Origin of the sequence: Bradyrhizobium sp. B117 (genome assembly GCF_038969555.1) — a bacterium.
Taxonomy (GTDB): Bacteria; Pseudomonadota; Alphaproteobacteria; order Rhizobiales; family Xanthobacteraceae; genus Bradyrhizobium.
Map to the genome: position 1 here is coordinate 2,134,934 of NZ_CP152414.1, position 24,288 is coordinate 2,159,221.

Annotated in this window: 25 protein-coding genes; 23 read left to right on the forward strand and 2 right to left on the reverse strand. The window is 64.4% G+C overall.

The genetic code is table 11. The features are described from left to right. Nucleotides 1-39 precede the first annotated feature (39 nt). The 22 genes from AAFG16_RS10475 to AAFG16_RS10580 all read left to right on the forward strand — a co-directional run bounded on the left by AAFG16_RS10475 (nt 40) and on the right by AAFG16_RS10580 (nt 20,560). Nucleotides 40-942 carry a flagellin gene (locus AAFG16_RS10475; protein ID WP_283084463.1) on the forward strand — a complete coding sequence of 301 codons (903 nt, stop codon included), beginning with the start codon at nt 40-42 and terminating at the stop codon, nt 940-942. Between the two features lie 267 nt (nt 943-1,209). Then, on the forward strand, nt 1,210-2,118 hold the full coding sequence (locus tag AAFG16_RS10480) for a flagellin (RefSeq protein WP_342739051.1): 909 nt from the start codon (nt 1,210-1,212) through the stop codon (nt 2,116-2,118). A gap of 269 nt (nt 2,119-2,387) precedes the next feature. Beyond that, nucleotides 2,388-3,296 (forward strand): flagellin, encoded by a 909-nt coding sequence (locus AAFG16_RS10485; RefSeq protein ID WP_283084465.1) that lies wholly within the window; start codon nt 2,388-2,390, stop codon nt 3,294-3,296. A 305-nt stretch (nt 3,297-3,601) separates the two neighbouring features. Continuing rightward, nucleotides 3,602-5,230 carry a flagellar basal-body MS-ring/collar protein FliF gene (gene fliF / locus AAFG16_RS10490; RefSeq protein WP_283084466.1) on the forward strand — a complete coding sequence of 543 codons (1,629 nt, stop codon included), beginning with the start codon at nt 3,602-3,604 and terminating at the stop codon, nt 5,228-5,230. Further along, nucleotides 5,227-5,931, forward strand: a complete 705-nt coding sequence (locus AAFG16_RS10495) for a hypothetical protein (protein WP_342739052.1) — start codon at nt 5,227-5,229, stop codon at nt 5,929-5,931. The genes fliF and AAFG16_RS10495 overlap by 4 nt, the downstream gene beginning before the upstream one ends. Before the next feature lie 5 nt (nt 5,932-5,936). Beyond that, nucleotides 5,937-7,274 (forward strand): MotB family protein, encoded by a 1,338-nt coding sequence (locus AAFG16_RS10500; protein ID WP_342739054.1) that lies wholly within the window; start codon nt 5,937-5,939, stop codon nt 7,272-7,274. Then, nucleotides 7,271-8,497, forward strand: coding sequence for a chemotaxis protein (locus AAFG16_RS10505; RefSeq protein ID WP_342739055.1), 1,227 nt, complete (start codon nt 7,271-7,273; stop codon nt 8,495-8,497). The genes AAFG16_RS10500 and AAFG16_RS10505 overlap by 4 nt, the downstream gene beginning before the upstream one ends. Then, nucleotides 8,494-9,816: a flagellar hook-length control protein FliK gene (locus AAFG16_RS10510; protein ID WP_342739056.1), complete on the forward strand. Its 1,323-nt coding sequence runs from the start codon at nt 8,494-8,496 to the stop codon at nt 9,814-9,816. The genes AAFG16_RS10505 and AAFG16_RS10510 overlap by 4 nt, the downstream gene beginning before the upstream one ends. Continuing rightward, complete coding sequence (locus AAFG16_RS10515) at nt 9,767-10,348, forward strand: transglycosylase SLT domain-containing protein (RefSeq protein WP_283084471.1); 582 nt, start codon at nt 9,767-9,769, stop codon at nt 10,346-10,348. The genes AAFG16_RS10510 and AAFG16_RS10515 overlap by 50 nt, the downstream gene beginning before the upstream one ends. A gap of 97 nt (nt 10,349-10,445) precedes the next feature. Continuing rightward, nucleotides 10,446-11,678, forward strand: coding sequence for a flagellar hook protein FlgE (locus AAFG16_RS10520; protein ID WP_283084472.1), 1,233 nt, complete (start codon nt 10,446-10,448; stop codon nt 11,676-11,678). Nucleotides 11,679-11,712: 34 nt separating this feature from the next. Then, the gene (gene flgK / locus AAFG16_RS10525) at nt 11,713-13,188 is read left to right on the forward strand and encodes a flagellar hook-associated protein FlgK (RefSeq protein ID WP_283084473.1); all 1,476 of its coding nucleotides are present in this window, start codon (nt 11,713-11,715) and stop codon (nt 13,186-13,188) included. 3 nt (nt 13,189-13,191) lie between these two features. After that, the gene (locus AAFG16_RS10530; protein ID WP_283084474.1) at nt 13,192-14,238 is read left to right on the forward strand and encodes a flagellar hook-associated family protein; all 1,047 of its coding nucleotides are present in this window, start codon (nt 13,192-13,194) and stop codon (nt 14,236-14,238) included. Between the two features lie 55 nt (nt 14,239-14,293). Next, entirely contained in the window at nt 14,294-14,638 is a 345-nt protein-coding gene (flaF, locus tag AAFG16_RS10535; protein ID WP_283084475.1) for a flagellar biosynthesis regulator FlaF, read from the forward strand. Further along, nucleotides 14,638-15,042 carry a flagellar biosynthesis repressor FlbT gene (flbT, locus tag AAFG16_RS10540; protein ID WP_342739057.1) on the forward strand — a complete coding sequence of 135 codons (405 nt, stop codon included), beginning with the start codon at nt 14,638-14,640 and terminating at the stop codon, nt 15,040-15,042. Before flaF ends, flbT begins: the two co-directional genes overlap by 1 nt. A 15-nt stretch (nt 15,043-15,057) precedes the next feature. Further along, nucleotides 15,058-15,480 (forward strand): flagellar hook assembly protein FlgD, encoded by a 423-nt coding sequence (gene flgD / locus AAFG16_RS10545; protein WP_283084477.1) that lies wholly within the window; start codon nt 15,058-15,060, stop codon nt 15,478-15,480. Next, on the forward strand, nt 15,477-15,743 hold the full coding sequence (fliQ, locus tag AAFG16_RS10550) for a flagellar biosynthesis protein FliQ (protein WP_283084478.1): 267 nt from the start codon (nt 15,477-15,479) through the stop codon (nt 15,741-15,743). Before flgD ends, fliQ begins: the two co-directional genes overlap by 4 nt. Nucleotides 15,744-15,820: 77 nt before the next feature. After that, on the forward strand, nt 15,821-17,902 hold the full coding sequence (gene flhA / locus AAFG16_RS10555) for a flagellar biosynthesis protein FlhA (RefSeq protein ID WP_342739058.1): 2,082 nt from the start codon (nt 15,821-15,823) through the stop codon (nt 17,900-17,902). Continuing rightward, on the forward strand, nt 17,899-18,651 hold the full coding sequence (gene fliR, locus AAFG16_RS10560) for a flagellar biosynthesis protein FliR (RefSeq protein WP_283084480.1): 753 nt from the start codon (nt 17,899-17,901) through the stop codon (nt 18,649-18,651). Before flhA ends, fliR begins: the two co-directional genes overlap by 4 nt. 6 nt (nt 18,652-18,657) lie before the next feature. Next, nucleotides 18,658-19,077, forward strand: coding sequence for a hypothetical protein (locus tag AAFG16_RS10565; protein ID WP_342739059.1), 420 nt, complete (start codon nt 18,658-18,660; stop codon nt 19,075-19,077). After that, a complete protein-coding gene (locus tag AAFG16_RS10570; protein WP_342739060.1) occupies nt 19,074-19,553 on the forward strand; it encodes a rod-binding protein in 480 nt (159 codons plus the stop codon). The genes AAFG16_RS10565 and AAFG16_RS10570 overlap by 4 nt, the downstream gene beginning before the upstream one ends. A gap of 39 nt (nt 19,554-19,592) precedes the next feature. Beyond that, nucleotides 19,593-20,105 carry a flagellar biosynthesis protein FlgN gene (locus tag AAFG16_RS10575; RefSeq protein ID WP_283084483.1) on the forward strand — a complete coding sequence of 171 codons (513 nt, stop codon included), beginning with the start codon at nt 19,593-19,595 and terminating at the stop codon, nt 20,103-20,105. Continuing rightward, nucleotides 20,102-20,560 carry a hypothetical protein gene (locus tag AAFG16_RS10580; RefSeq protein WP_283084484.1) on the forward strand — a complete coding sequence of 153 codons (459 nt, stop codon included), beginning with the start codon at nt 20,102-20,104 and terminating at the stop codon, nt 20,558-20,560. Before AAFG16_RS10575 ends, AAFG16_RS10580 begins: the two co-directional genes overlap by 4 nt. Nucleotides 20,561-20,708: 148 nt before the next feature. On the opposite strand, the gene AAFG16_RS10585 is transcribed toward AAFG16_RS10580, so the two are convergent. Further along, nucleotides 20,709-21,485 (reverse strand): response regulator transcription factor, encoded by a 777-nt coding sequence (locus AAFG16_RS10585; RefSeq protein WP_283084485.1) that lies wholly within the window; start codon nt 21,483-21,485, stop codon nt 20,709-20,711. A gap of 801 nt (nt 21,486-22,286) precedes the next feature. Here AAFG16_RS10585 and AAFG16_RS10590 point away from each other — a divergent pair. Continuing rightward, a complete protein-coding gene (locus tag AAFG16_RS10590; protein WP_283084486.1) occupies nt 22,287-23,243 on the forward strand; it encodes a hypothetical protein in 957 nt (318 codons plus the stop codon). A 14-nt stretch (nt 23,244-23,257) separates the two neighbouring features. On the opposite strand, the gene AAFG16_RS10595 is transcribed toward AAFG16_RS10590, so the two are convergent. Beyond that, nucleotides 23,258-23,833, reverse strand: coding sequence for a MarR family transcriptional regulator (locus AAFG16_RS10595; RefSeq protein WP_342739061.1), 576 nt, complete (start codon nt 23,831-23,833; stop codon nt 23,258-23,260). Nucleotides 23,834-24,288 lie beyond the last annotated feature (455 nt).

Genomic DNA, 24,288 nt, shown 5'->3' on the forward strand with positions numbered 1-24,288 from the left:
CCTCGTGAAAATGTAACGCGTACATAAAGGGACATCGCAATGTCACTGCTTACGAACTCGACCGCCATGACCGCACTCCAGACCCTGCGGTCTGTGGGCTCGCAGCTCTCCACCACGCAGAACCGGATTTCCACCGGCCAGCGCGTGGCCACCGCCTCCGACAACGCCGCTTACTGGTCGATCGCGACCTCGATGCGCGCCGACAACGCCGCGCTCTCCGCCGTCTCCGACTCGCTCGGTCTGTCGGCCGCGACCGTCGACACCGAATACACCGCTCTGAACACGGTTATCGGCGACAAGAACTCCGGCTTGGTCAAGCTTCAGTCGCTGCTGGTCGAAGCCAAGACCGCCGGTATCGACCGCACCAAGATCCAGGCCGACATCACCCAGATCCAGCAGCAGATGAAGAGCACCGCCGATGCGGCGACCTTCAACGGCGTGAACTGGCTGAGCACGACCGCCTCGACGCCGGCGACGGTCGACCTTGTGTCGTCCTACTCCCGCGTCAAGAGCACGCCGACCACGGGCGCGATTACCCTGACGGTCTCCGCCTACTCGCTCTACACCGCGACCTCCAGCGGCATTCTGGACACGCAGGCCAGCGGTGTGTCGGTCGCCAACATGAAGATCGGCACGCTGAACGATGCACCGACCGACCAGGCCGTGCTCGATACCTACATCGCGCAGGTCACCGCTGCGATCAACTCGGCCGCTTCGGCCGCCGCCGATCTCGGCGCGGTCAAGAACCGTATCTCGACCAACACGGAATTCGTCAAGTCGCTGATGGACTCGGTTGATCGCGGTATCGGCCAGCTCGTCGACGCCGACATGAACCAGGAGTCCACCCGTCTGGCGGCCCTCCAGGTCCAGCAGCAGCTCGGCGTGCAGGCGCTTTCGATCGCCAACAACAGCAGCCAGAGCATCCTGTCGCTGTTCCGCTAAGCCGAACGACAATCCGGGGAGGGCCGCGCTTCTCGCAAAGCGCGGCCCTTTCGTTTGGCTTGACGCTACGCGCATGCCTTCAATTCGGCTGCTCTGTTGCGGTCGGGACACAGAGCCACAAGCCTCGCACAAGCTTCGCACGTTACGGTCGCCGTACGACAGGTTGGGCCTAACCGCTTTTCAGCAGCCCAAAGGCATGACGCCGCCCTGTCGTACCGGTGCAAGTCCGGTATGTCCCCACTCAATCAATCTCAAAGGGACATCAAAATGGGTTCTAGCCTTCTCACCAACTCGTCTGCAATGACCGCGCTGCAGACCCTCCGCAACGTCAGCTCGCAGCTCGCGACCACGCAGAACCGGATCTCGACCGGCCAGCGCGTCTCGACCGCGTCGGACAACGCCGCCTACTGGTCGATCGCAACCTCGATGCGCGCCGACAACGCCGCGCTGTCCGCAGTCTCCGACTCGCTCGGTCTGTCGGCCGCGACCGTCGACACCGAATATACCGCCCTGACCGCCGTCGTCGGCGACAAGACCGGCGGCCTGACCAAGCTCCAGTCGCTGCTGGTCCAAGCCAAGACCGCCGGTATCGACCGCGGCAAGATCCAGGCCGACATCACCCAGATCCAGCAGCAGATGAAGAACACCGCCGATGCGGCGACCTTCAACGGCGTGAACTGGCTGAGCGCGACCGCCTCGACCCCGGCGACCTTCGACCTGGTGTCGTCGTTCTCCCGCGTCAAGAGCACGCCGACCATCGGCTCCATCACCCTGACGATCTCCAGCTACTCGCTCTACACGTCGGGCACGAGCGGCATTCTGGACACGCCGACCAGCGGTGTGTCGGTCGCTAACCTGACCATCACCTCGCTGACCGATGCGGCCACCGACCAGGCCACGCTCGATACCTACATCGCGCAGGTCACCGCTGCGATCAACAAGGTGGCTACGGCCGCCGCCGATCTCGGCGCCGTCAAGAACCGCATCTCGACCAACACGGAATTCGTCAAGACCCTGATGGACTCCGTGGATCGCGGTATCGGCCAGCTCGTTGACGCCGACATGAACGCGGAATCGACCCGCCTGCAGGCGCTCCAGACCCAGCAGCAGCTCGGCGTTCAGGCGCTCTCGATCGCCAACCAGAACAGCCAGAGCATCCTGTCGCTGTTCCGCTAAGCCCGAGAACCATCCGAGGGGGCCGCGCTTCTCGCGAAGCGCGGCCCTTTCATTTTGGCGTGACGTCCCGCGCATGCCGTGACTCCGGCTGCACTACTGTGGCCCGGTTACGGCGCCGCAAGCCTCGCACAAACTTCGCGTGCTATCGCCGCCGATACGACAGGTTGGGCGCGCTTTTCCGCAGCCCAAAGGCATGACGCCGTCCTGTCGTACCGGTGCAAGCCCGGTATGTCCCAAAAGATTCATTCTATTTCCAGGGGACGTCAAAAATGAGTTCTAGCCTTCTCACTAACTCGTCTGCAATGACTGCGCTGCAGACCCTCCGCAACGTCAGCTCGCAGCTCGCGACCACGCAGAACCGGATCTCGACCGGCCAGCGCGTCTCGACCGCGTCGGACAACGCCGCCTACTGGTCGATCGCAACCTCGATGCGCGCCGACAACGCCGCGCTCTCCGCGGTCTCCGACTCGCTCGGTCTGTCGGCCGCGACCGTCGACACCGAATATACCGCTCTGACCGCCGTCGTCGGCGACAAGACCGGCGGCCTGACCAAGCTCCAGTCGCTGCTGGTCCAAGCCAAGACCGCCGGTATCGACCGGGCCAAGATCCAGTCGGACATCACCCAGATCCAGCAGCAGATGAAGAGCACTGCCGATGCGGCGACCTTCAACGGCGTGAACTGGCTGAGCGCGACCGCCTCGACCCCGGCGACCTTCGACCTGGTGTCGTCGTTCTCCCGCGTCAAGAGCACGCCGACCATCGGCTCCATCACCCTGACGATCTCCAGCTACTCGCTCTACACGTCGGGCACGAGCGGCATTCTGGACACGCCGACCAGCGGTGTGTCGGTCGCCAACCTGACCATCACCTCGCTGACCGATGCACCGACCGACCAGGCCGTGCTCGATACCTACATCGCGCAGGTCACCGCTGCGATCAACAAGGTGGCTACGGCCGCCGCCGATCTCGGCGCCGTCAAGAACCGCATCCAGACCAACACGGAATTCGTCAAGACCCTGATGGACTCCGTGGATCGCGGTATCGGCCAGCTCGTCGACGCCGACATGAACGCGGAATCGACCCGCCTGCAGGCGCTCCAGACCCAGCAGCAGCTCGGCGTTCAGGCGCTCTCGATCGCCAACCAGAACAGCCAGAGCATCCTGTCGCTGTTCAAGTAAGCTTCGGCTTTCAAGACGACCGTGCTCCCCATGGGAGCACGGTCCCCGCCATGAACGGTGGATTTGGCGGCACATGATGTGCCCGCAATGACCTCCTGACGCCAGACTTCATGCAGCACCCGCAGCCGATTGCGTTGGCGTGCGTTCGCGTGCGCGACAGCTGCTGCCGGACCGTCTGCGTCGGAGCAAAATTCTTGCAAAATTACAACGCCTCGCCAGCGAACTGACACATTCGTGTCCTTGCGCAACCTTCAGACAAGGTTGGCAGCGGAGTGTCCTCTACGTTCGCATTGGTACGAGGTCATATGCTGTTCAGTCGTGCGCAGATACAGCAACTGCTCAACAATCTGCTGGAGCTTGGGCCGCGACGCCTGATGGCCTTGGGACTGATCGGCTTTGCCGTTCTCGTCACCGTCGTCGGCGGCGCGTATTATCTGAGCCGGCCGGAATTCGAGACCCTCTATACCGGCCTGACCCGCGAGGACGTGACGCGCATGGGCGCGGCGCTGCGCGAGCAGAACATCGCCTTCGACGTCAATACGGCCGGTGACGCTGTCTCGGTACGCCCGAGCCAGACCATGCAGGCGCGGATGCTGCTCGCCGAAAAGGGCCTGCCGACCAGCGCCAATTCCGGTTACGAGCTGTTCGACAAGATCGGCTCGCTGGGCCTGACCTCGTTCATGCAGGAAGTGACCAAGCTGCGCGCCCTCGAGGGCGAGATCGCGCGTACCGTCCAGTTGATGAAGGGCGTCAAGGCGGCGCGGGTACATATCGTGCTGCCGGTGCGCGGCTCGTTCCGCGCGACGCAGCAGCCGCCTTCGGCCTCCGTCGTGCTGCGCACCGACGGCGCGATCGAGGCGCGCACCGCGCAGTCGATCCGCCATCTCGTCGCAGCCGCCATTCCCGGCATGAGCCGCGACAAGGTGACCGTGCTGGACGCCGACGGCTCGATGCTGCTCGCGGAGGAAGACGAGGCGAGCGCTGCGCCGACCAAGATGGCGAGCCTCCAGAAGACGGTCGGCGGCATGGTGCAGGAGAATATCCGCAAGGCGCTGACGCCGTATCTGGGCCTCGACAATTTCGAGGTGAGCGTCGCCCCGCAGCTCTCCACCGACAAGCGGCAGATCAACGAGACCGTCTACGATCCGGAGAGCCGCGCCGAGCGTTCGGTGCGGAATGTCCGCGAGAAGGAATCGTCGCAGAACGCGGACCGTTCGCAGCCGACCACGGTGCAGCAGAACCTTCCCGACCAGCAGGTCAATTCCGGCGGCACCAAGAATTCCAGCGAGGACAAGACCCGTCGCGAGGACGTCACCAATTTCGAAGTGTCCTCGAAGACCACGACGACGGTGAGCGACGGCTATTCGGTCAAGAAACTCTTCATCGCCGTGCTGGTGAACCGTGCGCGGCTCGTCGCCGACCTCGGCGACAAGAGCAACCAGGCCATCATCGACAGCAAGCTCGCCGAGATCAGCCAGCTCGCGGCGACCGCCGGCGGACTGGACAAGACGCGCGGCGACCAGATCCAGGTGACGGCCGTCGACTTCATCGAAGGCTCGCGCGAACTCGCGCCGGTGCCGCCGATCAGCTTCGTCGAGATGATCAACAAGCAGCTCGGCAGCGTCATCAACGCGGTGACGATCCTCGCCGTCGCCTCGATGCTGGTCTGGTTCGGGCTTCGTCCCGCGGTCAACGGCATCCTGACTCACCGCGCGCAGCAGGAGCAGACCGAGGCCGCCGAGGCCGCTGAGCTCGAGACAGCCGCGGCTCTCGCCTTGGCCGAGAGCCAGGATCCCGAGCTCAACCTCGTCGAGGACCTCGAAGGCAAGATGCAGCGCACGCCGCAGAAGCGGCTGGAGCAGATCGTCCGGCTCGATCAGATGCAGGCGGCAGCAATCCTTAAAGACTGGATGCGACGCGAGGAGGCGGCATGAACGCGGCAATCGGAAAACTCCTGACGCAGTTCGACGCGAGCGGCCGGGTCAAGTCGCCGCCGCCTCCGCCGCCCAAGATCCAGGACGTGCTGACGCGACAGAAGGAGGCCCGGCGCGAGCCGCAGCCGCCGGCTCAGCCGCAACGCCAACCTCAATCGCAGCCGCAGCTTCAGTCGCCGGCTCCGGCGTCCGAGGCGGAAGCCCCACCGGCCAACCTTCTCGAAGACGCCTATCGTCGCGGCCTTGCCGCCGGCGTTGCGGAAGGCGATGCCAAGGTCGCCGAGGAGCGGGTGCGTAGCGCCATCCGGCTGGGCGAAGAGCGCGCCAAATGGTCCGACCAGCAGGCGGCAGCGATCGTCAGCGGTTTCGAGGCGGCATGCCGCGAGATCGAGACCAACATCGCGAGCTCCGTCGCCCGCATATTGCTGCCGTTCCTCGCCGATGCGGTCCGCGACAAGGCGATCGGGTCGCTGGTCGAGCAGGTCGCGGCTCTGACCGGCAATTCGCCGGTGCCGGTGTTCAAGGTGACGGGTCCGAGCGAGCTGCTTGATCTCGTGAGGACGCAGCTCGACGCCTCCAGGCGAGCAAGCATCGAGTACGAGCCCGCCGAGACCTTGGAGGTCCGCGTCGTCGCCGACCAGACCGTGATCGAGACCCAGATATCGGCGTGGAGCGAGCGCCTGAAGGACGCGCGCCGGTAGTCGCCATGGAAGAGGTCAAGCATGAGATCGTGATCGTCCGCCGGCGCAGCGCCTTCGCCGAGGAGGCGCATCACGGCGGCGTTTGGAAGATCGCCTATGCGGATTTCATGACCGCGATGATGGCGTTCTTCCTGGTCATGTGGCTGCTCAACGCCCTCAACCAGGACCAGAAGCAGGTGGTCGCGAGCTATTTCAATCCGATCAAGCTCGCGGAGAACGCGCCTGCACCGAAAGGACTCAAGGATCTCGCCAAGAGGGAGCCGTCGCAGTTCGAGGGCCAGGACGGCAAGCGGCAGCCGGCCGGGCCGAACGAAGAGCGTCGCGGCGACTCGCCGACGGCGGAGAAGCCGGCTTCCTTCGAAGAGAAGGTGCTGTTCCGCGATCCTTTCGCGACGCTTGCCGAGATTGCCAACAGCTCGAACCAGGCCTCGGGCCAGCGTCGCGCCGGCGCCCTGACCTCCGCCGAAGAGGAAGGCCTCAAGGGCGGCGACGCCTATCGCGATCCGTTCGATCCCGGCTATTGGAAGCTGGCGCCGCAGATGTCGAAGGATGCGGACCGCTTCGTGGACAGTGAGCCAAAGCCGAATGCTTCGGCGCGCGAGGGCGCATCCGGACCGGGGCAGGGCGCGCCGCAAGCGCGCCGTGCCCTGCAGGATGACGCCGGCGGAAGCGTGGCTCCGAATGCCGATGCGGCGTCCGCAAGCCTGTCGCCGTTGCTGCCGCCGGGACCTGCGCCGTCGCAGGCGCAGCGCGATGGCAGTGCCCAGGCGAATGCGCAATCAGGCGCCCAGGCTGCCGCTCAAGCCAATGCCGCCGCGCAGTCGCGCCCCGGCGATCAAGCGAAGAATTCCGATCCGCGCGATGCGGCGCAAACGCAGCAGCCGACCGTCAAGCAGCTCCAGTCAGCGATCGCGGATGCGTTGTCGGACATCAAGGCCGGCGCGGGACCGGTGGCCGAGGTGCGTCAGGTCGAGGAAGGCCTGCTGGTCAGCCTGACCGACGATGCAAGCTTCGGCATGTTCGCGGTCGGCTCGGCCGAGCCGCGGCCCGAGCTGATCCGCGTGATCGACAAGATCGGGCCGCTGCTGATGAAACGCCAGGGCGTGATCATCGTCCGTGGCCACACTGACAATCGGCCGTACAAGTCCGAGAACTACGACAATTGGCGGCTGTCGACGGCCCGCGCGCAGATGGCCTATTACATGCTCGTCCGCTCCGGCGTCGATGCGCAGCGGATCGAGCATGTCGAAGGATACGCCGACCGGCGGCCGAAGCTTCCGAACGATCCGGCGGCCGCGCAGAATCGCCGCATCGAGATCCTGATCCGGGAGAAGCGCCCTTGATCAGGCTGCTCCTCTGCGCAGCGTTGCTGATGCTGGTGCCGCTGACGGCTGCACGCGTCTTGGCCGAGACCGCACCGGCGCCGGCTCCTGCGCCGACCCCCGCGCCGGCTCCTGCGCCGGCATCGACGTCGAGCGAACCATATGAGCTCGTGCGCGGATTGCAGGCGGTGCAGGACGGTATTGCCAACGGCGACACCGCGGCGCATGGCAGCCACATCGCGCTGATCCGGCAGATCGGCGAGAAGTTTCTCGCCGCCGATGCGAATGTGTGGAGCAATCCGCAGAACGGCCAGGCCGTCGTCATCTACATGCTCAGCGGCGGCGCGCCGCAACTGGTTCGCAAGCTGCCGCGCGACAAGATCAATGTCGAGGGGCGGCTGTTCGACGGCGCGCTCGCCTATGTCGAGGGCCGCCAGGACGAAGCGCGCGAGCTGCTCAAGGACGTCAAGCCGCGGACGCTTCCGTCGGGCCTGGGCGGACAGGTCGCGCTGGTTCAGGGTGCGCTGTTCGCACGCTCTGAAGCATCGCTCGCGATCGAGCGCCTCGACGACGCGCGGCTGCTTCTGCCCGGCACGCTGGTGGAGGAAGCCGCACTGCGCCGCGAGATCCTGCTGGTCGGACAGGCCGAGGACTTCGACAAGTTCGAGTTCCTGACGCTGGCTTACATCCGTCATTATCGCAACTCGATCTATGCCGGCGACTTCTGGCAGCGCTTCTCCTCCGGCCTGACGCAATCGAGCATCGCGCTCGACGAGCGCCGCTTCTCGCGGATCGGCAGCCTGCTGGAGCAGATCGACCGCGCGAGCCGCCTCAAGCTCTATCTCGTGATCGCACGCGCCGCGATGCTGCGCGGACGGCTGGAAGTGACCCGGCTTGCCGGCGAGCGCGCGCTGACGCTCAGTGCCGATGCTTCTGCGGAGCGCGAGCGAGCGCATCTCTTCCGCGGTGCCTCGCGTGCCCTCACCGACGAATATGACGGCGGTCTTGCCGAGCTGAAGGCGCTCGATCGCTCGAAACTGCCCGAGCGCGACGTTCCGCTTCTGAATGCGACGGTGCAGCTCGCGCTCGACGTCCGCAAGCCGTTCGCGAGCGGGTCTGCCGCCGCCGACAAGCCGCCGGCAACACCGGCGCGTCTCGATCTCGCGTCGTCGACCGCGGCCCTCGCGCGCGCGCAGAAGCAACTCAGCGAACTCGAACTTCTCACCAGGGATCGTCGTCCATGACGAAGCTCAGCGGAACCTCAGGACAGGTTTTCTCCGGCCTTGCCGAGAGCCTCAACATGCGCGGGGCGTCGCGTTCGGGGAAGGGCACTGGTGCGAAATCGCAGGCGGATTCGTCATTCAACGATCTGCTCCACACTGTCTCGAACCTCGCGAAGCGGGCACTGAACGATGAGGGCGGCGACACGGCCGTGAAGACCGCAACGCTGCGCACGCGCTTGGCGCACCCGACCGGGAAGAACGGCACGGTGCACGAGCGCGCCGAAGCGGCCGACGAGCCCGAAGCAACGGAGAAGTCTTCCGACGAGAAAACCAGCAAATCGTCGGAGAAGCAAAATCCGGTCGATATCGCCTCGAAAGCGGATGCCCAGAGCCGATCGAGCACTCCGGTGATCGCTGGCCCGGAGCTCGCAGCCGCGAATCCGCAGATGCAATTGCCGACGGGCGACAGGAAGGACACGCCCGCGCGAGATGAGCGGCCCTCCTCGACCAAGCGGGAGGTTCAGGCAGCTTCCAAGGCGGCTGCGCTCGATTCCGCGGCGACCGCTGCAGATCCAGCCAGCCCACGCGCGCAAGGTCCGGCTTCGCAAGCGATGGCAGCTCAGCAGGCCACGCCGCAGCAAGGCGGCGAGGCTGCGAAGGCAATGCCTGCGACGTCAGGCTTCGAAGCCGTCACGGCCAACGTCGAGCGCGCGGTCAAGGCCTCGTCGCGGGACACCTTGCCCGAAGCGACCAAGGTCACCGTGGTCCAGCAGGAGACCCATCTGCCGCCGGCGCAATTCAACGCGCCGCAGCAGGTCGCCAATGCGGTCGTTACGGAGTTGAAGGAAACCGCGGCGCCGGGGGCATCCGCGGCCGATCTCGCGATGTCACAGACCAACGCGCCGGAGCCGCTCAAGATTCTGACCATCAATCTCGAGCCGCCGCAGCTCGGTAACGTCACCGTGCGCCTTCGTCTCGTCGGCACCGAGGTGTCCGTCCACCTTGCGGCCGAACGCAAGGACACCAGCCAGATGCTGGACCAGCAGCGCGACCAGATCCGCGATCTGATGCAGTCGGCAGGTTACGTTGCTGACGTCGCACCGGTGCAGCACGGCTCGCTGGATGGATTCCAGAGCGGCTCCGGCCAGTCGCAACCGCAGCTCCCGGGCCAACAACAGCCGCCGCCCCAGTCGCAAGGCACGTTCGACGGTGCCGGCACTTCGTCGGGACAATCGGATGGCGAGGCGAGGCAGCCCCGCCAGGAGCGCCAGTCCAACCAGGAGACGCGTCATGATCAGGACGTGGGCCAGCAGACTCGTCGCGGCCCTGTTTATCTGTAACGCGGGCACCGCGGCAGCGGCAACCGACAATGCGCGTCCCTGCGAGCGCGAGATGGCGCGTGCGTCCCAGCAGCACGGCATTCCGCTCGGCATTCTCTATGCGGTCGGCCTGACCGAAACCGGACGGCGCGGCGCGCTCTATCCTTACGCGCTGGGTGCCGACGGCCAGACCGTGTTCGCCAAGGACATGAACGACGCGATCGCGAATTTCGAGGCGATGCGCGCCAAGGGCATCAAGCTGATCGACCTCGGCTGCATGCAGATCAACCACTACTATCACGGCGACAAATTCACGTCCGTGCGCGCGATGTTCGATCCGGCCAAGAACGTGGAATATGCCGCGCGCTTCCTGAAGGAGCTGAAGCAGCGCGAGGGCAGCTGGACCATGGCGGTCGCCCGCTACAATGCCGGCCCCAACAATCAGCCGGCGCAGAAGCGCTATGTCTGCCACATCGTCGCGCATCTCGTCTCGAGCGGCTTCGGCGCATGGACCGACAAGGCGCGCTCGTTCTGTCAACCAAAGACGACATGACCAGGACAACCCTAAAGTTGTGCATGGTTCCCAATCATCAGCCCCGCGCAAGCAAGAACCCGCATTGTAGCGGCAACCTACCGAAGGAGCCTAATTCATGAGCCTGTATGGTGTTATGCGCACCGGCGTGTCCGGGATGGGCGCGCAGTCCAACAAGCTGTCGACGGTTTCGGACAACATCGCGAACGTCAACACGACCGGCTACAAGCGGGCCTCGACCGAGTTCTCCTCGCTGATCCTGAAGAGCGGCTCCGGCAACTACGACTCCGGCGCCGTCGAGACCACGGTGCGCTACGCCATCAGCGACGCGGGACATACGCAGTTCACCACGTCGACCACGGACCTCGCCGTCCAGGGTAACGGCTTCTTCGTGGTGTCGAACGCCAACAACACGCAGCAATATCTGACGCGCGCCGGCTCGTTCGTGCCGGACGCCCAGGGCAATCTGGTCAACGCGGCGGGCTTCTACCTGCTGGGCCAACCCGGTAACGTGAATAATTTCTCGCAGAACAGCCTGTCCGGCATGCAGATCGTCAACATCGCCCAGGTTTCGCAGGTGCCTGTGCCGTCGACGGCGGGCACGCTTACGACCGGCAATCTGGATCCGAAAGCAGCCGTGATCGCCGGTCCGCCCGGTCCGGCGTCATATTCGTCGAAGAGCTCGATCGTGGCCTACAACAATATCGGCCAGGCCGTTACGCTCGACGTCTACATGTCCCACACGGCGACAGCCGCCGGCTCGGACACCTGGCAGATTGGGGTCTACGACTCCGCGACGGGTACGTCGCTAGGCGCCGCCACCACGTTCACCTTCGATACGACGGCAGCCGGCAAAGGCACGCTGGCCGCGGCGAGCCCGAAGACTCTCTCCTTCACCGTCCCTGGCGGTGCGCCGATGACCATGAACCTGGCGAACATGACGCAGGTCGGAACCGACTTCAGCTTCAAGGCCACCGTCAATGGCAGCGTCCCCTCGGCCATCGACAAGGTCAATGTCGACGATACAGGCCACGTGACCGCGGTCCTCAAGAACGGACAGTCGCTGACGCTCTTCACCATCATGCTTGCCGACGTCGCCAGCCCCGACAATCTGACGCCGGAGCCGGGCAACGTCTATTCGACCAACATGAAGTCCGGCAACGCGCAGGCCGGGAACGCCGGCACCGGCGGCCTCGGCACGATCAAGTCCGGCGCCCTGGAAGGTTCCAACGTCGACCTCGCGGACGAGCTCACCGGGATGATCGAGGCCCAGCGCGGCTTCACCGCCAACTCGAAATCGTTCCAGACCGGCGCCGACCTGCTCGACATCGTCGTCAACCTGAAGCGCTGAATTCTTCAGCGCTCGTTCCGGGCAAGAGCCAATCATGTCCCTTACCGCCGCTCTCGACTCCGCTCGCTCTTCGCTCATGGCGTCGGGCATCCAGTCCTCGACGATCTCGCGCAACATCGCCGGCGCCAGCTCCGCCGGCTATTCGCGCAAGATCGCCGTGCTGGACAATCTGCCCGGGGCCGGCGTCTATGTGGCGGCGATCCAGCGCGCCGCGAGTTCAGGTCTCTACGACAACGTCCTGATCGCGACCTCGTCGTCGACCAAGCAGACCGCGATCTATGACGGTCTCCAGAAGATTGCATCCGCCACGGTGGACGATCCGGAGCTCAACCAGTCGCCGACTGCGCAGCTCAATGCGCTGAAGAAGGCGCTGCAGCAATATGCCAACGCTCCGGACAACACCACGCTGGCGCAGGCGGCGGTGACGTCCGCCAAGGACATGGCGAACGCGCTCAACCAGGCGACGCAGACCGTGCAGTCGGTCCGTGCGGGCGCGGATGCCGACATGAAAACGTCGGTCCAGAACATCAATCAGCTGCTCTCCCAGTTCGGGACCGTGAACACCGCGATCGTGAAGGGCACGATCTCGGGCGACGACGTCACCGACTATCTCGACCAGCGCGACAGCATCGTCGCGCAGCTGTCGCAGGAGCTCGGCGTCACCATGTCGCTCCGCCCCAACGGCGACGCGGCGCTCTACACCGACAGCGGTGTCGTGCTGTTCGACAAGACGGCCCGAACGGTCAGCTTCGCGGCGACCAACATCTATGCGCCCGGCACCACTGGCAACGCGGTGGTCATCGACGGCGTCCCGGTAACCGGTGCCAATTCGGTGATGCCGCTGAAGTCGGGCAAGCTCGCGGGCCTCGCCCAGCTGCGTGACAAAGACACCGTCACCTATCAGAGCCAGCTCGACGAAATCGCGCGCGGCCTGATCAATACCTTCAGGGAGAGCGATCAGACCGCCGCGGCGCTGCCCGACGTTCCCGGTCTCTTCACCTATCCCGGCGCGCCGGCGATGCCTGCGAGCGCCACCGTCTCGGTCGGCCTGGCCGGCCTGATCAGCGTCGCGGCGTCGGTCGACCCGGCCAAGGGCGGCAACCCGAATCTGCTGCGCGATGGCGCGATCAGCGGCAACGTCGCATACCGATACAACACCGCAGGCAACGGCGGCTACTCGGCCCGGCTGCAGCAGCTCATCGGCGGCATGGATGCCGCGCAGCCGTTCGATGCAACCACGCAAGGCAAGCCGAACGGCAGCCTGATCGACTTCGCATCGTCGTCGACCAGCTGGATCGAAAACCAGCGCAAGACCGCGGACGCCAACGTCAGCTACCAGAAGACGCTGCTCGACCGCAGCACCGCGGCGCTGTCGAACGTCAGCGGCGTCAACATGGACGACGAGATGTCCTTGATGCTCCAGGTCGAGCGCACCTATTCGGCGTCGTCGAAGATCATCTCGACCGTCGACCAAATGCTGCAGAGCCTGCTGGCTGCCGTGGGGAAATAAGCCATGATGAGCGCGAACTACATCTCGACCTTGATGCTATCGTCGTCATTGAGGTCGTCGATCACGAACAACCAGTCCCTGCTCAGCAAGGCGTCGAAGGAGGCGACCACCGGCCGCTTTTACGATGTCGGCCTCGAGCTCGGGGCCACGACGGGAGGCGACCTCACCCTGCGTGCCGACCTCAGCTTCGCCGATCAGCTTGTCGACACCAACGGGCTCGTCGCGGGACGCCTCGACGTGACGCAGAATCGGATCACCCAGCTCAACACGACCGCAACGTCCTTCCTCAAGGATCTGATCGCGGCCCGCAGCACCGACGGCGGCGGACGGATCATCCTGCCGCCTGCGTCCTCCAACCTGCAGGATCTGATCGGCGCGCTGAACGTCTCCTATAACGGTTCGTTCCTGTTCTCAGGCATCAACACGCAGAACCAGCCGGTGACACCCTACGCCGCCGGCTCCGCGAGCAAGAACCGGGTCGACGCCGATTTCTCTACGTTCTTCGGCTTCTCGCAATCCTCGCCCAACGTGAAGAACATAACGCCGGCCCAGATGCAGACCTTCCTCAACACCACCTTCGATGCCGAGTTCGCGAGCCCGGCCTGGAACACCAACTGGTCGTCGGCCACCGACCAGGTCATGCAAAGCCGTATCTCCACGACCGAGATCGCCGATACGTCGGTCAGCGCCAATCAACCCGCCTTCCGCATGCTCGCCGAGGCCTACACCATGATGGCCGATCTCGGGAACGCGAACCTGGATCAGTCGACGTTCCAGGTCGTCGTGGACAAGGCGATCGGCCTCGTCGGGAACGCCATCACCGGCCTCGCTACGCTCGGCGGCGATGTCGGCACGGTCCAGCAGCGGCTCACCTCCGCAACCGACAAGCTCAAGACGCAGCAGGACATTCTGAACAATCAGATCGTCGGTATGGAGAAGGTCGATCCGGCCGAAGCCTCGGTGCGCGTGAACACCTTGCAGACCCAGATCCAGACGGCGCTCGCGCTCACGTCGCAGCTCCAGAAGATCAGCCTCCTCAACTATCTCTGAGCCAAGGCTCGTAACCTTTGTCTTGTTCGTCGATTTCCTGCGCAGTGTGGTCCTGATGACGTTTGAAGCCTATGAATCGGTCGTCGATGATAGCGGCTATGAGGCGAGGGGCCGCGAGCGCCAGGCGCTCAGCCTCGGCATCGACCGCCTGGAGCGCCTCCAGAAGGGACGCGCCAGTTTCGAGGATCAGGTCCAGAGCCTGCTCTACGTGCGGCGGCTGTGGGCGATCTTCATCGAGGATCTCGCGCATCCGGAGAACGGGCTTCCCGAGAAGCTGCGGGCCGACATCATCTCGATCGGTCTGTGGGTCGTCAAGGAAGCCGACCGCCTTCGCGAGGAAAAGTCGGACGACGTGACGCAGCTCATCGAAATCAACCGCATGATCCGAGACGCGCTTTAATGAAGATCTCCTTGCGGGCGGGCGAACGGATCTACATCAACGGCGCGGTTCTGCGTGTGGACCGCAAGGTCTCGGTCGAGCTCGTCAACGACGTGATGTTCCTGCTCGAAGGGCAGGTCATGCAGGCCTCCGACGCCACCACGGCGATGCGCCAGCTCTATTTCATCGTCCAACTCATGCTGATGAACCCGACCGACGTCCGCGATGCTTCGACGCTCTATGAGCAGCACCACGCGGCCCTGGTCGCGGTGTGCGAAAGCCGCGAGATGCTGGAGGGACTTGCCGCGGTCGACGAGTTGGTCGAGGCGACCCGTTATTTCGAGGCGCTCAAGCGAATTCGGGCGCTGTTCCCGGTGGAGCAAGCCATCCTGGCCGGCGCCGCCGCCCCATTCGAGGCTGCCTGACAGCGGAGAGGCAACATGAACGTCCCCAGCGCGACCGACAGCACCAGCAAGTCGTCCGATACGAACAACTCGACCCAGTCCACGTCGAAGACCGGCGTCGACTACAACACGTTTCTTCAGCTTCTCGTCGCCGAGATGAAGAACCAGGACCCGACCAATCCGATGGACACGTCGCAATATATGAGCCAGTTCGCCCAGCTCTCGACGGTCGAGCAGGCCATGCAGACCAATAACAAGCTGGATGCGCTGCTGTCCTCGCAGTCGCTGTCGCAGGCGGATGGGCTGATCGGAAAGAAGGTCACCTTCACCGACTCGACCGGCGCGTCCTTCAGCGGCAAGGTCGCATCGATCTCCATCAACACCAACGGTTCCGTCGCGACCCTCGAGGACGGCACGAAAGTCGCCGTCGGGCCCGGGCTCACGATCAGCCAGTCATGAACGAGCGCGACGCCCTCGACATCGTCCAGGCGGCGATCTGGACCATCATCGTTGCCTCCGGCCCCGCGGTCGGGGCCGCAATGCTGGTCGGCACCGCCATCGCGCTGCTGCAGGCGCTGACCCAGATCCAGGAGGCGACGCTGACCTTCGTTCCGAAGATCATCGTCCTTCTCGTGGTCGTCGCCGTCTCCGGCTCCTTCATCGGCGCTCATCTCTCCACTTTCACCGAGATGGTCTATTCGCATATCGAGCGCGGCTTCTGAGCCGCGCGGCCGTCGGCCACCACCCTCGCGTAAGCTTTGCGCGGCAGATTACCGGGCGGACCCTCTGCCGGTGACCCATGGCCGATACGTTAGCTGCTAGCCTGCCCAGCCCGCGCCGATTCGGAGCGGACGCCTTCTTCGCGGGCGGCATCGTGACCATGCTCACGATCCTGTTCCTGCCGATCCCGCCGATCCTGATCGATCTCGGACTTGCCTTCTCGATCGCGCTGTCGGCGCTGATCCTGATGGTCGCGCTGTGGATCCAGCGGCCGCTCGATTTCTCCGCCTTCCCGACCGTGCTGCTGATCGCGACGATCCTGCGGCTGGCGCTCAACGTCGCGACGACCCGCCTGATCCTGTCGCGCGGCGGGGAGGGCGAGCAGGCCGCGGGCTACGTCGTCGCGGGCTTCTCGAAATTCGTCATGGGCGGCGACTTCGTCATCGGCCTGATCATCTTCGCGATCCTGGTGACGGTGAATTTCGTGGTGATCACCAAGGGTGCGACGCGTATCGCCGAAGTCGGCGCCCGTTTCACCCTGGATGCTATCCCCGGCAAGCAGATGGCGATCGACGCCGACCTGTCGGCTGGTCTGATCGACGACAAGGAGGCCCAGCGCCGGCGCCGCGAGCTCGAGGAGGAAAGCGCGTTCTTCGGCGCCATGGACGGTGCCTCGAAGTTCGTCCGCGGCGACGCCATCGCCGGCCTGCTCATCACCGCGATCAATATTTTCGGCGGTATCGTCATCGGCGTCACCCATCACGGCCTGACCCTGTCGCGTGCCGCCGACGTCTACACCAAGCTCTCCGTCGGCGACGGTCTGGTGTCGCAGATGCCGGCGCTGATCGTGTCGCTGTCGGCCGGCCTTCTCGTCTCCAAGGGCGGCACCAGGGGATCGGCGGAGCAGGCGGTGCTGCGGCAGCTCGGCGGCTATCCCCGCGCCGTGTGGGCCGCTGCGTTGATGATGTTCGTGCTGGCCCTGATGCCGGGCCTGCCGATGGCGCCCTTCCTGCTGCTCGGCGGCGTCATGGCTTTCGTCGGCTACTCACTGCCGAAGCGGCAGGCGGCGCTCAAGCAGAAGGAAGACGCGCGCAAGGCCGACGAACGCGCCCAGGCCGAGGCCAAGGAATCCGTCAAGGAATCGCTCAAGACCGCCGAGATCGAGCTGGCGCTCGGCGGCCACCTTTCGGTCCATCTGCTGGGCGCGCGCACCGAGCTTGCTCACCGGGTGGCCAAGATCCGCAAGAAATTCGCCAAGCAGTACGGCTTCGTCATTCCCGAGATCAAGCTTACCGACAATCTGTCGATCGATCCCAAGGGATACCAGATCCGGATTCACGACACGCGCGTTGCGCATGGCGAGCTCAGGCTCGGCGAGGTGCTGGTGCTGGTCGACAAGGACGGCAAGCCCGACGTGCCCGGCGACGAGGTGATCGAGCCCGCCTTCGGCATGAAGGCGCTGTGGGTGACGGAGGCCTTCACCGACGAAGTCAAGCGCCAGGGCTGCAAGCCGGTCGACAATCTCTCGGTGCTGCTCACGCATTTGAGCGAAGTGATCCGGGCGAATCTCGCCCAGCTGCTGTCCTACAAGGACATGCGCGCGCTGCTCGATCGGCTCGACCCCGAATACAAGCGCCTGGTCGAGGATCTCTGCCCATCGCAGATCTCCTATTCGGGCCTGCTGGCGATCCTCAAGATCCTGCTGGCCGAGCGCGTGTCGATCCGCAACCTCCATCTGATCCTCGAAGCCATCGCCGAGATCGCGCCCCATGTGCGGCGCTCCGAGCAGGTCGCAGAGCACGTGCGCACGCGTCTTGCGCAGCAGATCTGCGGCGACCTCTCTGACAACGGCGTGCTCAACGTGGTCCGCCTCGGCAATCGCTGGGATCTCGCCTTCCACCAGAGCCTGAAGCGCGACGCCAAGGGGGACGTGGTCGAGTTCGACGCCGATCCTCGCCTGATCGAGCAGTTCGCGACGGAGGCCAGCACGGCGATCCGCAAGTTTACCGAGACCGGCACCAGCGTGGTGCTGGCAGTGACCCCCGAAGCCCGTCCCTATGTCCGGATGATCCTGGAGCGGGTGTTCCCGACGCTGCCGATCCTGTCGCATGTCGAGGTCGCGCGCTGCGCCGAGATCCGCGCGCTCGGAGCCATATCGTGATCAGCGGCCTTGCCGACAGCGTGCTGGTCACGTTCATCGTGTTCTGCCGCATCGGCGCCTGCCTGATGTTCGTGCCCGGCTACTCCAGCGTCAACGTCCCGGCCCAAGTCCGCCTGTTCATCGCGCTCGTGACGACGTTTGCGCTGGCGCCGATCCTGATCGCGGTCCTGAAACCGCTCACAGAGAATGCGGCGCCGCTGACGCTGGCACTGCTGATCGGCTCCGAGATCCTGGTCGGCAGCGTCATCGGCCTCGGCGGGCGCGTGTTCTTCCTGGCGCTCCAGACCATGGCAACCGTGATGGCGAGTGCGATCGGGCTCAGCAACATCCCGGGCACGCCGATCGGCGACACCGATCCGGCGCCCGCTTTGGTGCCGCTGATCATGGCGTCCGTCACCACGCTCTTCTTCATGACCGATCAGCATTGGCAGGTCCTGCGCGGGCTGATGAACTCCTACGACGTCTGGCATCCCGGCAGCAGGCTCGGCGGCAGCATGGCGCTGGACCAGCTGGTCGGTCGTCTGTCGGAAGCGTTCGTGCTGACGTTGCGGATCACGAGCCCCTTCATCGTCTACTCGGTCATCGTCAACCTCGCGGTCGGCTTCATCAACAAACTGACGCCGGCAATTCCGGTCTATTTCATCTCGGTGCCCTTCGTGCTGTTCGGCGGCTTCCTGCTGCTCTACCTCACCAGCGACGAGTTGATGACGCAATTCATGCTCGGCGTCTCGTCGTGGCTGGCGGAGTGATCGGTCATGAGGTCGCGCGCGGACAAGCTCGCTCGGTTGGTCTCCCTCGTGAAGCTCCAGCTCCGGCTGTCCGAATGGCAGCTTGCGCATCTACGGCAGCAGGAGAAAAGCTTGCAGGATGAGCAGGAATGGCTGGTCGGAGCCTTGAACGAGGGAAAGCCGCCGGCGGGTTCGTCGAGCGAGTCGATCGCGCGACGGCTCAACAGGACCAGCGTCGGTGCGCGCGCGGTTCAGGCGCAGGCATTGCAGCAGCTCGACCGGGTCCGCGCCGAGAGCCGCCGCGTGAAGCAGTTCGAGGAAGTCGCCAAGGCGGCGCTCGCTGACAAGCTTCGAGAGGCCGAAAAGCGCTCGCTCGAGGAGATCGCAGGAACAAGCCTCACCGTGCGCGAGTGGACGCCACGGCCAGCCAGCCGGAACAAGACATGATCGTGACAGCGACGCCCGACCTCGTTCTCGACGTTCTCGATGCTGCCGATCCCGTGACACAGCGCGCAGCGGCCGCAAAGCTCGATGCGCTGAAATCATCCGACGCAGATTTCGCCGCCACGATGGACGCGGAGGTCGGCAAGGCCAGGACGGCGACAGCCGATCAAGCCGCGAAGGCCGCTGAAACGCCGTCGACTGCCGTGAACGGGGCGCCGGTGCAGGTCATCAAGGCGCCGGCCTCCGGCGAGGTCTACCGGAAGTTCGAAGCCTTTATCCTCCAGACCTTCGTCGAGACGATGTTGCCGAAAGAGTCGGAGCAGGTCTTCGGCAAAGGCACGGCCGGCGGCGTCTGGAAGTCGATGCTGGCGGAGCAGCTCGGTAACCAGCTGGCCAAGGGCAAGGGCATCGGCATTGCGAAGCAGCTCGCCGCTGCGAATCCGGCCGCAGCGAACATTACGGGGAAGGCCGGATCATGATCCGGGAATGGGTGACAGACGTTGAGGGGTGAATTTCCTATGCAGGCACAAGAAAGCGCGGCGGCCCTGGTGATGGAGCAGCCGGTCGCGGACACCGAGGCGATTACGATGGAAGCGGCAACAGGCGGCGCGCAGCTGCCCGTGCTATTGCCGAATGCCGGCGGCGCGGCGGTGGTTGACGGCATCGACGCGGCGAGATCGGACGAGGTGCGCGGCCTGCTGGCGGCGATCCGCCGGCTCGAGAGCATCGTCGAGGAGGAGACGATTGCGCTCACGACGCGCAAGAAGATCGATTTCGACGACTTCAGCGCTCGCAAGAGCCGGAGTATGCTCGAATTCGTCCGCCTGATGCGGGCACGAATGCATCTCGGCGCCGAGGCCGTGATCACCGAAGAGATTCAGCGGTTGCGCGAGAAGCTCGAGCGGAATCGCTCGGTCCTCGAAATGCATTACGAAGCGGTGCGCGAGGTCGCGTCGATCATCGTCAAGGCGATCAAGGACGCCGAGTCGGACGGCACCTATACCGGTCGCGCAGCGCAGGACGGAAAATGATCAGACTCGTGCTGGCCGGCCTCTGGGTCTGCATCCTCACCGCGGGCACGAGCTATGCCGTGGCCTATTGGAAGGAAAACGGCAGCCTGTTGCCGGCGAAGGACGAGTATCTCGATGGGCTGCAATACCAGAAGACGCGGGCGCTGAGCGTGCCGATGATCGAGGGTGGCAGCGTGCAGGGCTACATCGTGGCGCGCTTCGTCTACACCATCGAGGCGCGGACCATGCACCAGCTCAACGTTCCGCCGGAGCCGTTCGTCGTCGACGAGGCTTTCCGCAGGATCTACGCCGACGACCGTCTCGATTTCAGGAAGCTCGCCCGTTACGATCTCTCGATCCTGACGACGGCGATCAAGCAGCGCGTCAACGAGCGGATGCAGGCCGACGTCGTCCAGGACGTCCTGGTCGAGGACTTCAACTACGTTTCGAAGGAAGAATTCCAGTCGAAGCCGTAGGCGTCGCAGGACAAGCGTGAGGCGGCTCTCTGGCTGCACCGCGCTGCGTGGCCTGACTCCAGCTGATCTCAGCCCGTGAAAGCACAACGGCCTCTGCGAAGGATGCTCCGCAGAGGCCGTTGTCGGTTTCGCAGCAGCGCCGGCCGTCTCAGTTTCCGGCGGGGTATGCCGCAGCGGCCGGGGCGGCGTGCGCCGTGTTCAGGAGGATGCCGACCTCGTCGAGCTCCTGCATCGGCACGTCGATGGTCTCGCCGGCCGGGATGTTGAGGCGGTACCCGACGTAGCGCCGGGCCACGATCGCATCGAAGCCGAGGCGGTCGCGAAGCTTCTTGCGCAGCTTGCTGACGTGGCTCTCGATCACGCTCTCGTCGAAGGTCGACTCGAAGATGCCGTAGACCGCGTTGAAGATCTGCGTCTTGGTGATCCACTTGCCGTGGTTGGCGACCATATATTCGAGAATGCGCAGTTCGCGGCGGGGCAGGGTGAGGGCGTGGCCCGCGATCTCGGGGTCACGTCCGTTAAAGAAGACCTGGATCCGGCTCTCGCAAGGTCTCGGCAGGTCACCAACCCGGCGGCGTGCGATCGCGGCCGTACGGGCGAGGATCTCGCGCAGGTGTATGGGCACGTGCACGACGTCGTCGACGCCCGATTCGAACAGCTCCAGCGTGTTCTTGAGCATCTTCTGGCCGCTCATGGCGATGATGGGAGCCGAGGAGCGCTTGCGCATCGCCCGCGGCAGGCTTCCGCGGGCATCGCAATCCCCGAGCAGGAAGGCATCGACCGCTGCCAGATCCGATTCACTCGCAGATTGCAGCCAGTCCCAGAATTCTCCGGAGGAGAATCCGATCGACGATACACCTTCGCGAACGAGCCCTCCAACGTAGCTGTTCGTGACGCTCTCGCGATCATCAACGATAATATACATCAGTCCTTCGCCCCTGTTTCGCACTTGCAGCGGCCGGGTGGTTGTTTGTGATGCCCCGGCTCGGCAGCCATGCTGTTTGACGATATTTCCTTCCCGCGAACCGTTGTTATGGTTTCGATATTCGCGGGCAGCCCTACCCATTCAGTGCCTGCGTGAGCAGGCCTGCTACTTCGACTCGATACTGAACGCTTACTGTGTGAGGCTCGGCGGTGTCTTACGGATCACCCCGCGGAGCGGATTGAGAATGCGACCTAGTACAGTTGCGCCAAGTTGCTCATCGTGTCCGAACGCTACTGAACCTTGTCGATCTCCTCGCCAACTGGCGAGAGAATCACTTGAGTAGGACCGTAACAATTGCCTAATTCCGATCAAGCGCGCGCCGCAAAGCGGTTGCTATGCATGTTTGATGCTGTTGATTTGTTTCGAGTTGTTTCTTGATATGTTGAATCGCATCAGTTTGCACCGTGGCGGTTCTAAAGTTCCGCATGCCCGTATAATCACAGCAATTTTGAGTGGTGCTGCCGGTGACGCGTAGCGAGGGGTTTTCAACCCCGGATTGACTCGTGCTCCCATTTTTCCACATGCGACAATTCGACTCATGTGTGGTGGCTGGACTCCAGCTTGGCGAAATCTTGGCGAGTGTGTGTCTTTCGAGTCGCACTCTCGCCATGTGCGTGACGCGTTCGACTCATGTGAGGTCGCGTCGCGCGCGTTGAAAAGCTTTTCGACGCGCACGTTTCAGGCAAGCTTCGGCAAATAATCTCGTCGATCAACAGATCGAACTGAACGGAGCATTTTCACATGTCGTCCGATGGACAAGCTCGTCCCAACGAAACCGCTGATGTTTCCGCGGCGGCGAAGCCGGCTCCGGCGGCAAGCATGATGAAGGACAACGCGACGCAAAACGCCAAGCCTGCTCCGAACGCCAAGCCCGCAGCGAGCGCGAAGCGCGTGTCGGCCGCGGTGAACGATGAAGTGCTGGCGAAAGAGGCGCTCGAAGGGTTGAAGCGCATTCGCGCCAAGGCGCGCCTCGACAAGATGGCGATACCCAAGCCCGCGCCGGCCGTGATCAAGCCGGCAGTGATCGTGGCCAAGCCGCCGCCGCCGCGTCCGCCCTGGGTCGTGCCGCTCGCAACATTGGCGGTCGCCGCCATCCTGGTGGTCTGCGCCTGCACCGGCGTGATCGCTTATCTCACCACGCAGCCTGCCCAGAGCAACGTCGCGGCCAACACCGAGATCAGGATTCTGCGCGAGACGGTCGCGCAATTGCGCAAGCAGGTCTCGGGCGTGTCCGAAAATCTCGACGGCCTGCGCACCGCGGTCGATCAGTCGAGCAAGGCGACCAATGACCGCTTCGGCAGGTTCGCCGAGAACCTCGACCGCATCGAGCGGGTGAGCTCGTCCTCGACGGCGAAGCTCGACAAGCTCGCCCAGGTGCAGGCTCAGGCGCCGGCGCCCGCGGCCGTTGCCTCGCAGCCGCCGTCACAGGCGGCACCGATGCTGGCTTCGCTCGCGCCGCCCGAGGTCACGGGATCGGTGCCTCCGTCCGCGCCGCGGAAGGTCGTCAAGGGCTGGTCGGTTCGCCAGGCCTATGAGGGGATCGCGATCCTGCAAAGTCCGAATGGCGTCATCGAGGTCGTGCTGGGACAGCAGGTGCCAGGTCTCGGCCGCATCGAGGAGATCAGGAACGAGAACGGTCGCCTGGTGGTGGAGTCCAGCGGCGGCGTCATCTATTCGTCACGCAAGGCGACGCCCTGAGCGAACGCCGCTTTCTATTGGCGGTGATGCTCGAAGCTGGTGCATAGCAGATCCACCTCCGCTTCCGCGATCGGCGCGCGAAACAGGCGGCAGCTGAACTCGACTGCCTTGCTGTCCGGGGTGGTGCGATCTTCGCGCAGGAAGATGCATCGCTTGCAAACGTCGGTGTGGTGCCGCTGCTCGGCCGCGTCGGACTGATCCAGCACGTGCCGGAGCGCATCGCGGAAGCGGACCTTGGCCGCGTCGTCGAGGACGGCGATCGCCTCGACGAGAACGCTGACGGGGTCGCGTACCAGGAACTTCTTGCCCTGCTGCGTCACGCTCAGCATCACCGACCGCTTGTCGGTGGCCGAGCGCTTTCGCTCCAGATAACCGAGCCGCTCGAGCTCGCCGATGATGAACGATGCGGTGCCGCGCGTGGTGCCGACGTAGCTTGCGAGCGCCGAAGGCGTCCTGGAAAACCGGTTGGCGCGGGAGAGGAATCGCAGCGCCATCCACTCGCGGTCGCGCAAGCCGTGCTTGGTGCCTTCGAACCAGAGGATTCGCGCGACCTGCTCCAACAGTTCAATCGATTCACGAGCCAAATTCATTTCAATTCCAGGTCGGATAAAGCTTTATTCAATTGAGCCTTGGGTAGCGCAATCTGGGTGGACGACAATGGATCTCCGGCGGTCCTTCGTCCGGGATGGACGGCGGAGCGCTCTTGGAAGAGGCCCTTCGGTTTCCAACAGGGAACCGCCGGACGTGGAACTAGAGTGTCACAAAGAAAGTTCGAGTGAATCGCACGGCTCAACTCTTCGGAAAATTTCAGTCAAATGACTGCGCTTCGCCGGCCGGATTCCGACGGCGCGCGGCGTCTGGGCAACATGATGTGTCGTTGCCGTCATCGCACAGCCCATTTGTAGCGGCGGAGCGTCTCGAAGTGCGCGAAGCGGCCGCAGGTCCGCAGCTTCTGACCGCGTGGGTTGCGGCAGCAGAACCGCAATGTTGGGTTAATGGATGTTGCGTCGCAGCGCTGCCACGCGGTTAAAGCCCGCATACGATC

Excerpts from the sequence above, each read along its gene's own strand:
- AAFG16_RS10475 (WP_283084463.1), top strand. The coding sequence starts at position 40 with ATGTCACTGCTTACGAACTCGACCGCCATGACCGCACTCCAGACCCTG.
- flbT (WP_342739057.1), top strand. The coding sequence starts at position 14,638 with ATGAAGATCTCCTTGCGGGCGGGCGAACGGATCTACATCAACGGCGCG.
- fliQ (WP_283084478.1), top strand. The coding sequence starts at position 15,477 with ATGAACGAGCGCGACGCCCTCGACATCGTCCAGGCGGCGATCTGGACC.
- AAFG16_RS10595 (WP_342739061.1), bottom strand. The coding sequence starts at position 23,833 with ATGAATTTGGCTCGTGAATCGATTGAACTGTTGGAGCAGGTCGCGCGA.
- AAFG16_RS10575 (WP_283084483.1), top strand. The coding sequence starts at position 19,593 with ATGCAGGCACAAGAAAGCGCGGCGGCCCTGGTGATGGAGCAGCCGGTC.
- AAFG16_RS10590 (WP_283084486.1), top strand. The coding sequence starts at position 22,287 with ATGTCGTCCGATGGACAAGCTCGTCCCAACGAAACCGCTGATGTTTCC.
- AAFG16_RS10500 (WP_342739054.1), top strand. The coding sequence starts at position 5,937 with ATGGAAGAGGTCAAGCATGAGATCGTGATCGTCCGCCGGCGCAGCGCC.
- AAFG16_RS10520 (WP_283084472.1), top strand. The coding sequence starts at position 10,446 with ATGAGCCTGTATGGTGTTATGCGCACCGGCGTGTCCGGGATGGGCGCG.
- AAFG16_RS10530 (WP_283084474.1), top strand. The coding sequence starts at position 13,192 with ATGATGAGCGCGAACTACATCTCGACCTTGATGCTATCGTCGTCATTG.
- flaF (WP_283084475.1), top strand. The coding sequence starts at position 14,294 with ATGACGTTTGAAGCCTATGAATCGGTCGTCGATGATAGCGGCTATGAG.
- fliF (WP_283084466.1), top strand. The coding sequence starts at position 3,602 with ATGCTGTTCAGTCGTGCGCAGATACAGCAACTGCTCAACAATCTGCTG.
- AAFG16_RS10585 (WP_283084485.1), bottom strand. The coding sequence starts at position 21,485 with ATGTATATTATCGTTGATGATCGCGAGAGCGTCACGAACAGCTACGTT.
- AAFG16_RS10565 (WP_342739059.1), top strand. The coding sequence starts at position 18,658 with ATGAGGTCGCGCGCGGACAAGCTCGCTCGGTTGGTCTCCCTCGTGAAG.
- AAFG16_RS10485 (WP_283084465.1), top strand. The coding sequence starts at position 2,388 with ATGAGTTCTAGCCTTCTCACTAACTCGTCTGCAATGACTGCGCTGCAG.
- AAFG16_RS10515 (WP_283084471.1), top strand. The coding sequence starts at position 9,767 with ATGATCAGGACGTGGGCCAGCAGACTCGTCGCGGCCCTGTTTATCTGT.
- flgD (WP_283084477.1), top strand. The coding sequence starts at position 15,058 with ATGAACGTCCCCAGCGCGACCGACAGCACCAGCAAGTCGTCCGATACG.
- flhA (WP_342739058.1), top strand. The coding sequence starts at position 15,821 with ATGGCCGATACGTTAGCTGCTAGCCTGCCCAGCCCGCGCCGATTCGGA.
- AAFG16_RS10495 (WP_342739052.1), top strand. The coding sequence starts at position 5,227 with ATGAACGCGGCAATCGGAAAACTCCTGACGCAGTTCGACGCGAGCGGC.
- AAFG16_RS10480 (WP_342739051.1), top strand. The coding sequence starts at position 1,210 with ATGGGTTCTAGCCTTCTCACCAACTCGTCTGCAATGACCGCGCTGCAG.
- AAFG16_RS10510 (WP_342739056.1), top strand. The coding sequence starts at position 8,494 with ATGACGAAGCTCAGCGGAACCTCAGGACAGGTTTTCTCCGGCCTTGCC.
- AAFG16_RS10570 (WP_342739060.1), top strand. The coding sequence starts at position 19,074 with ATGATCGTGACAGCGACGCCCGACCTCGTTCTCGACGTTCTCGATGCT.
- flgK (WP_283084473.1), top strand. The coding sequence starts at position 11,713 with ATGTCCCTTACCGCCGCTCTCGACTCCGCTCGCTCTTCGCTCATGGCG.
- AAFG16_RS10580 (WP_283084484.1), top strand. The coding sequence starts at position 20,102 with ATGATCAGACTCGTGCTGGCCGGCCTCTGGGTCTGCATCCTCACCGCG.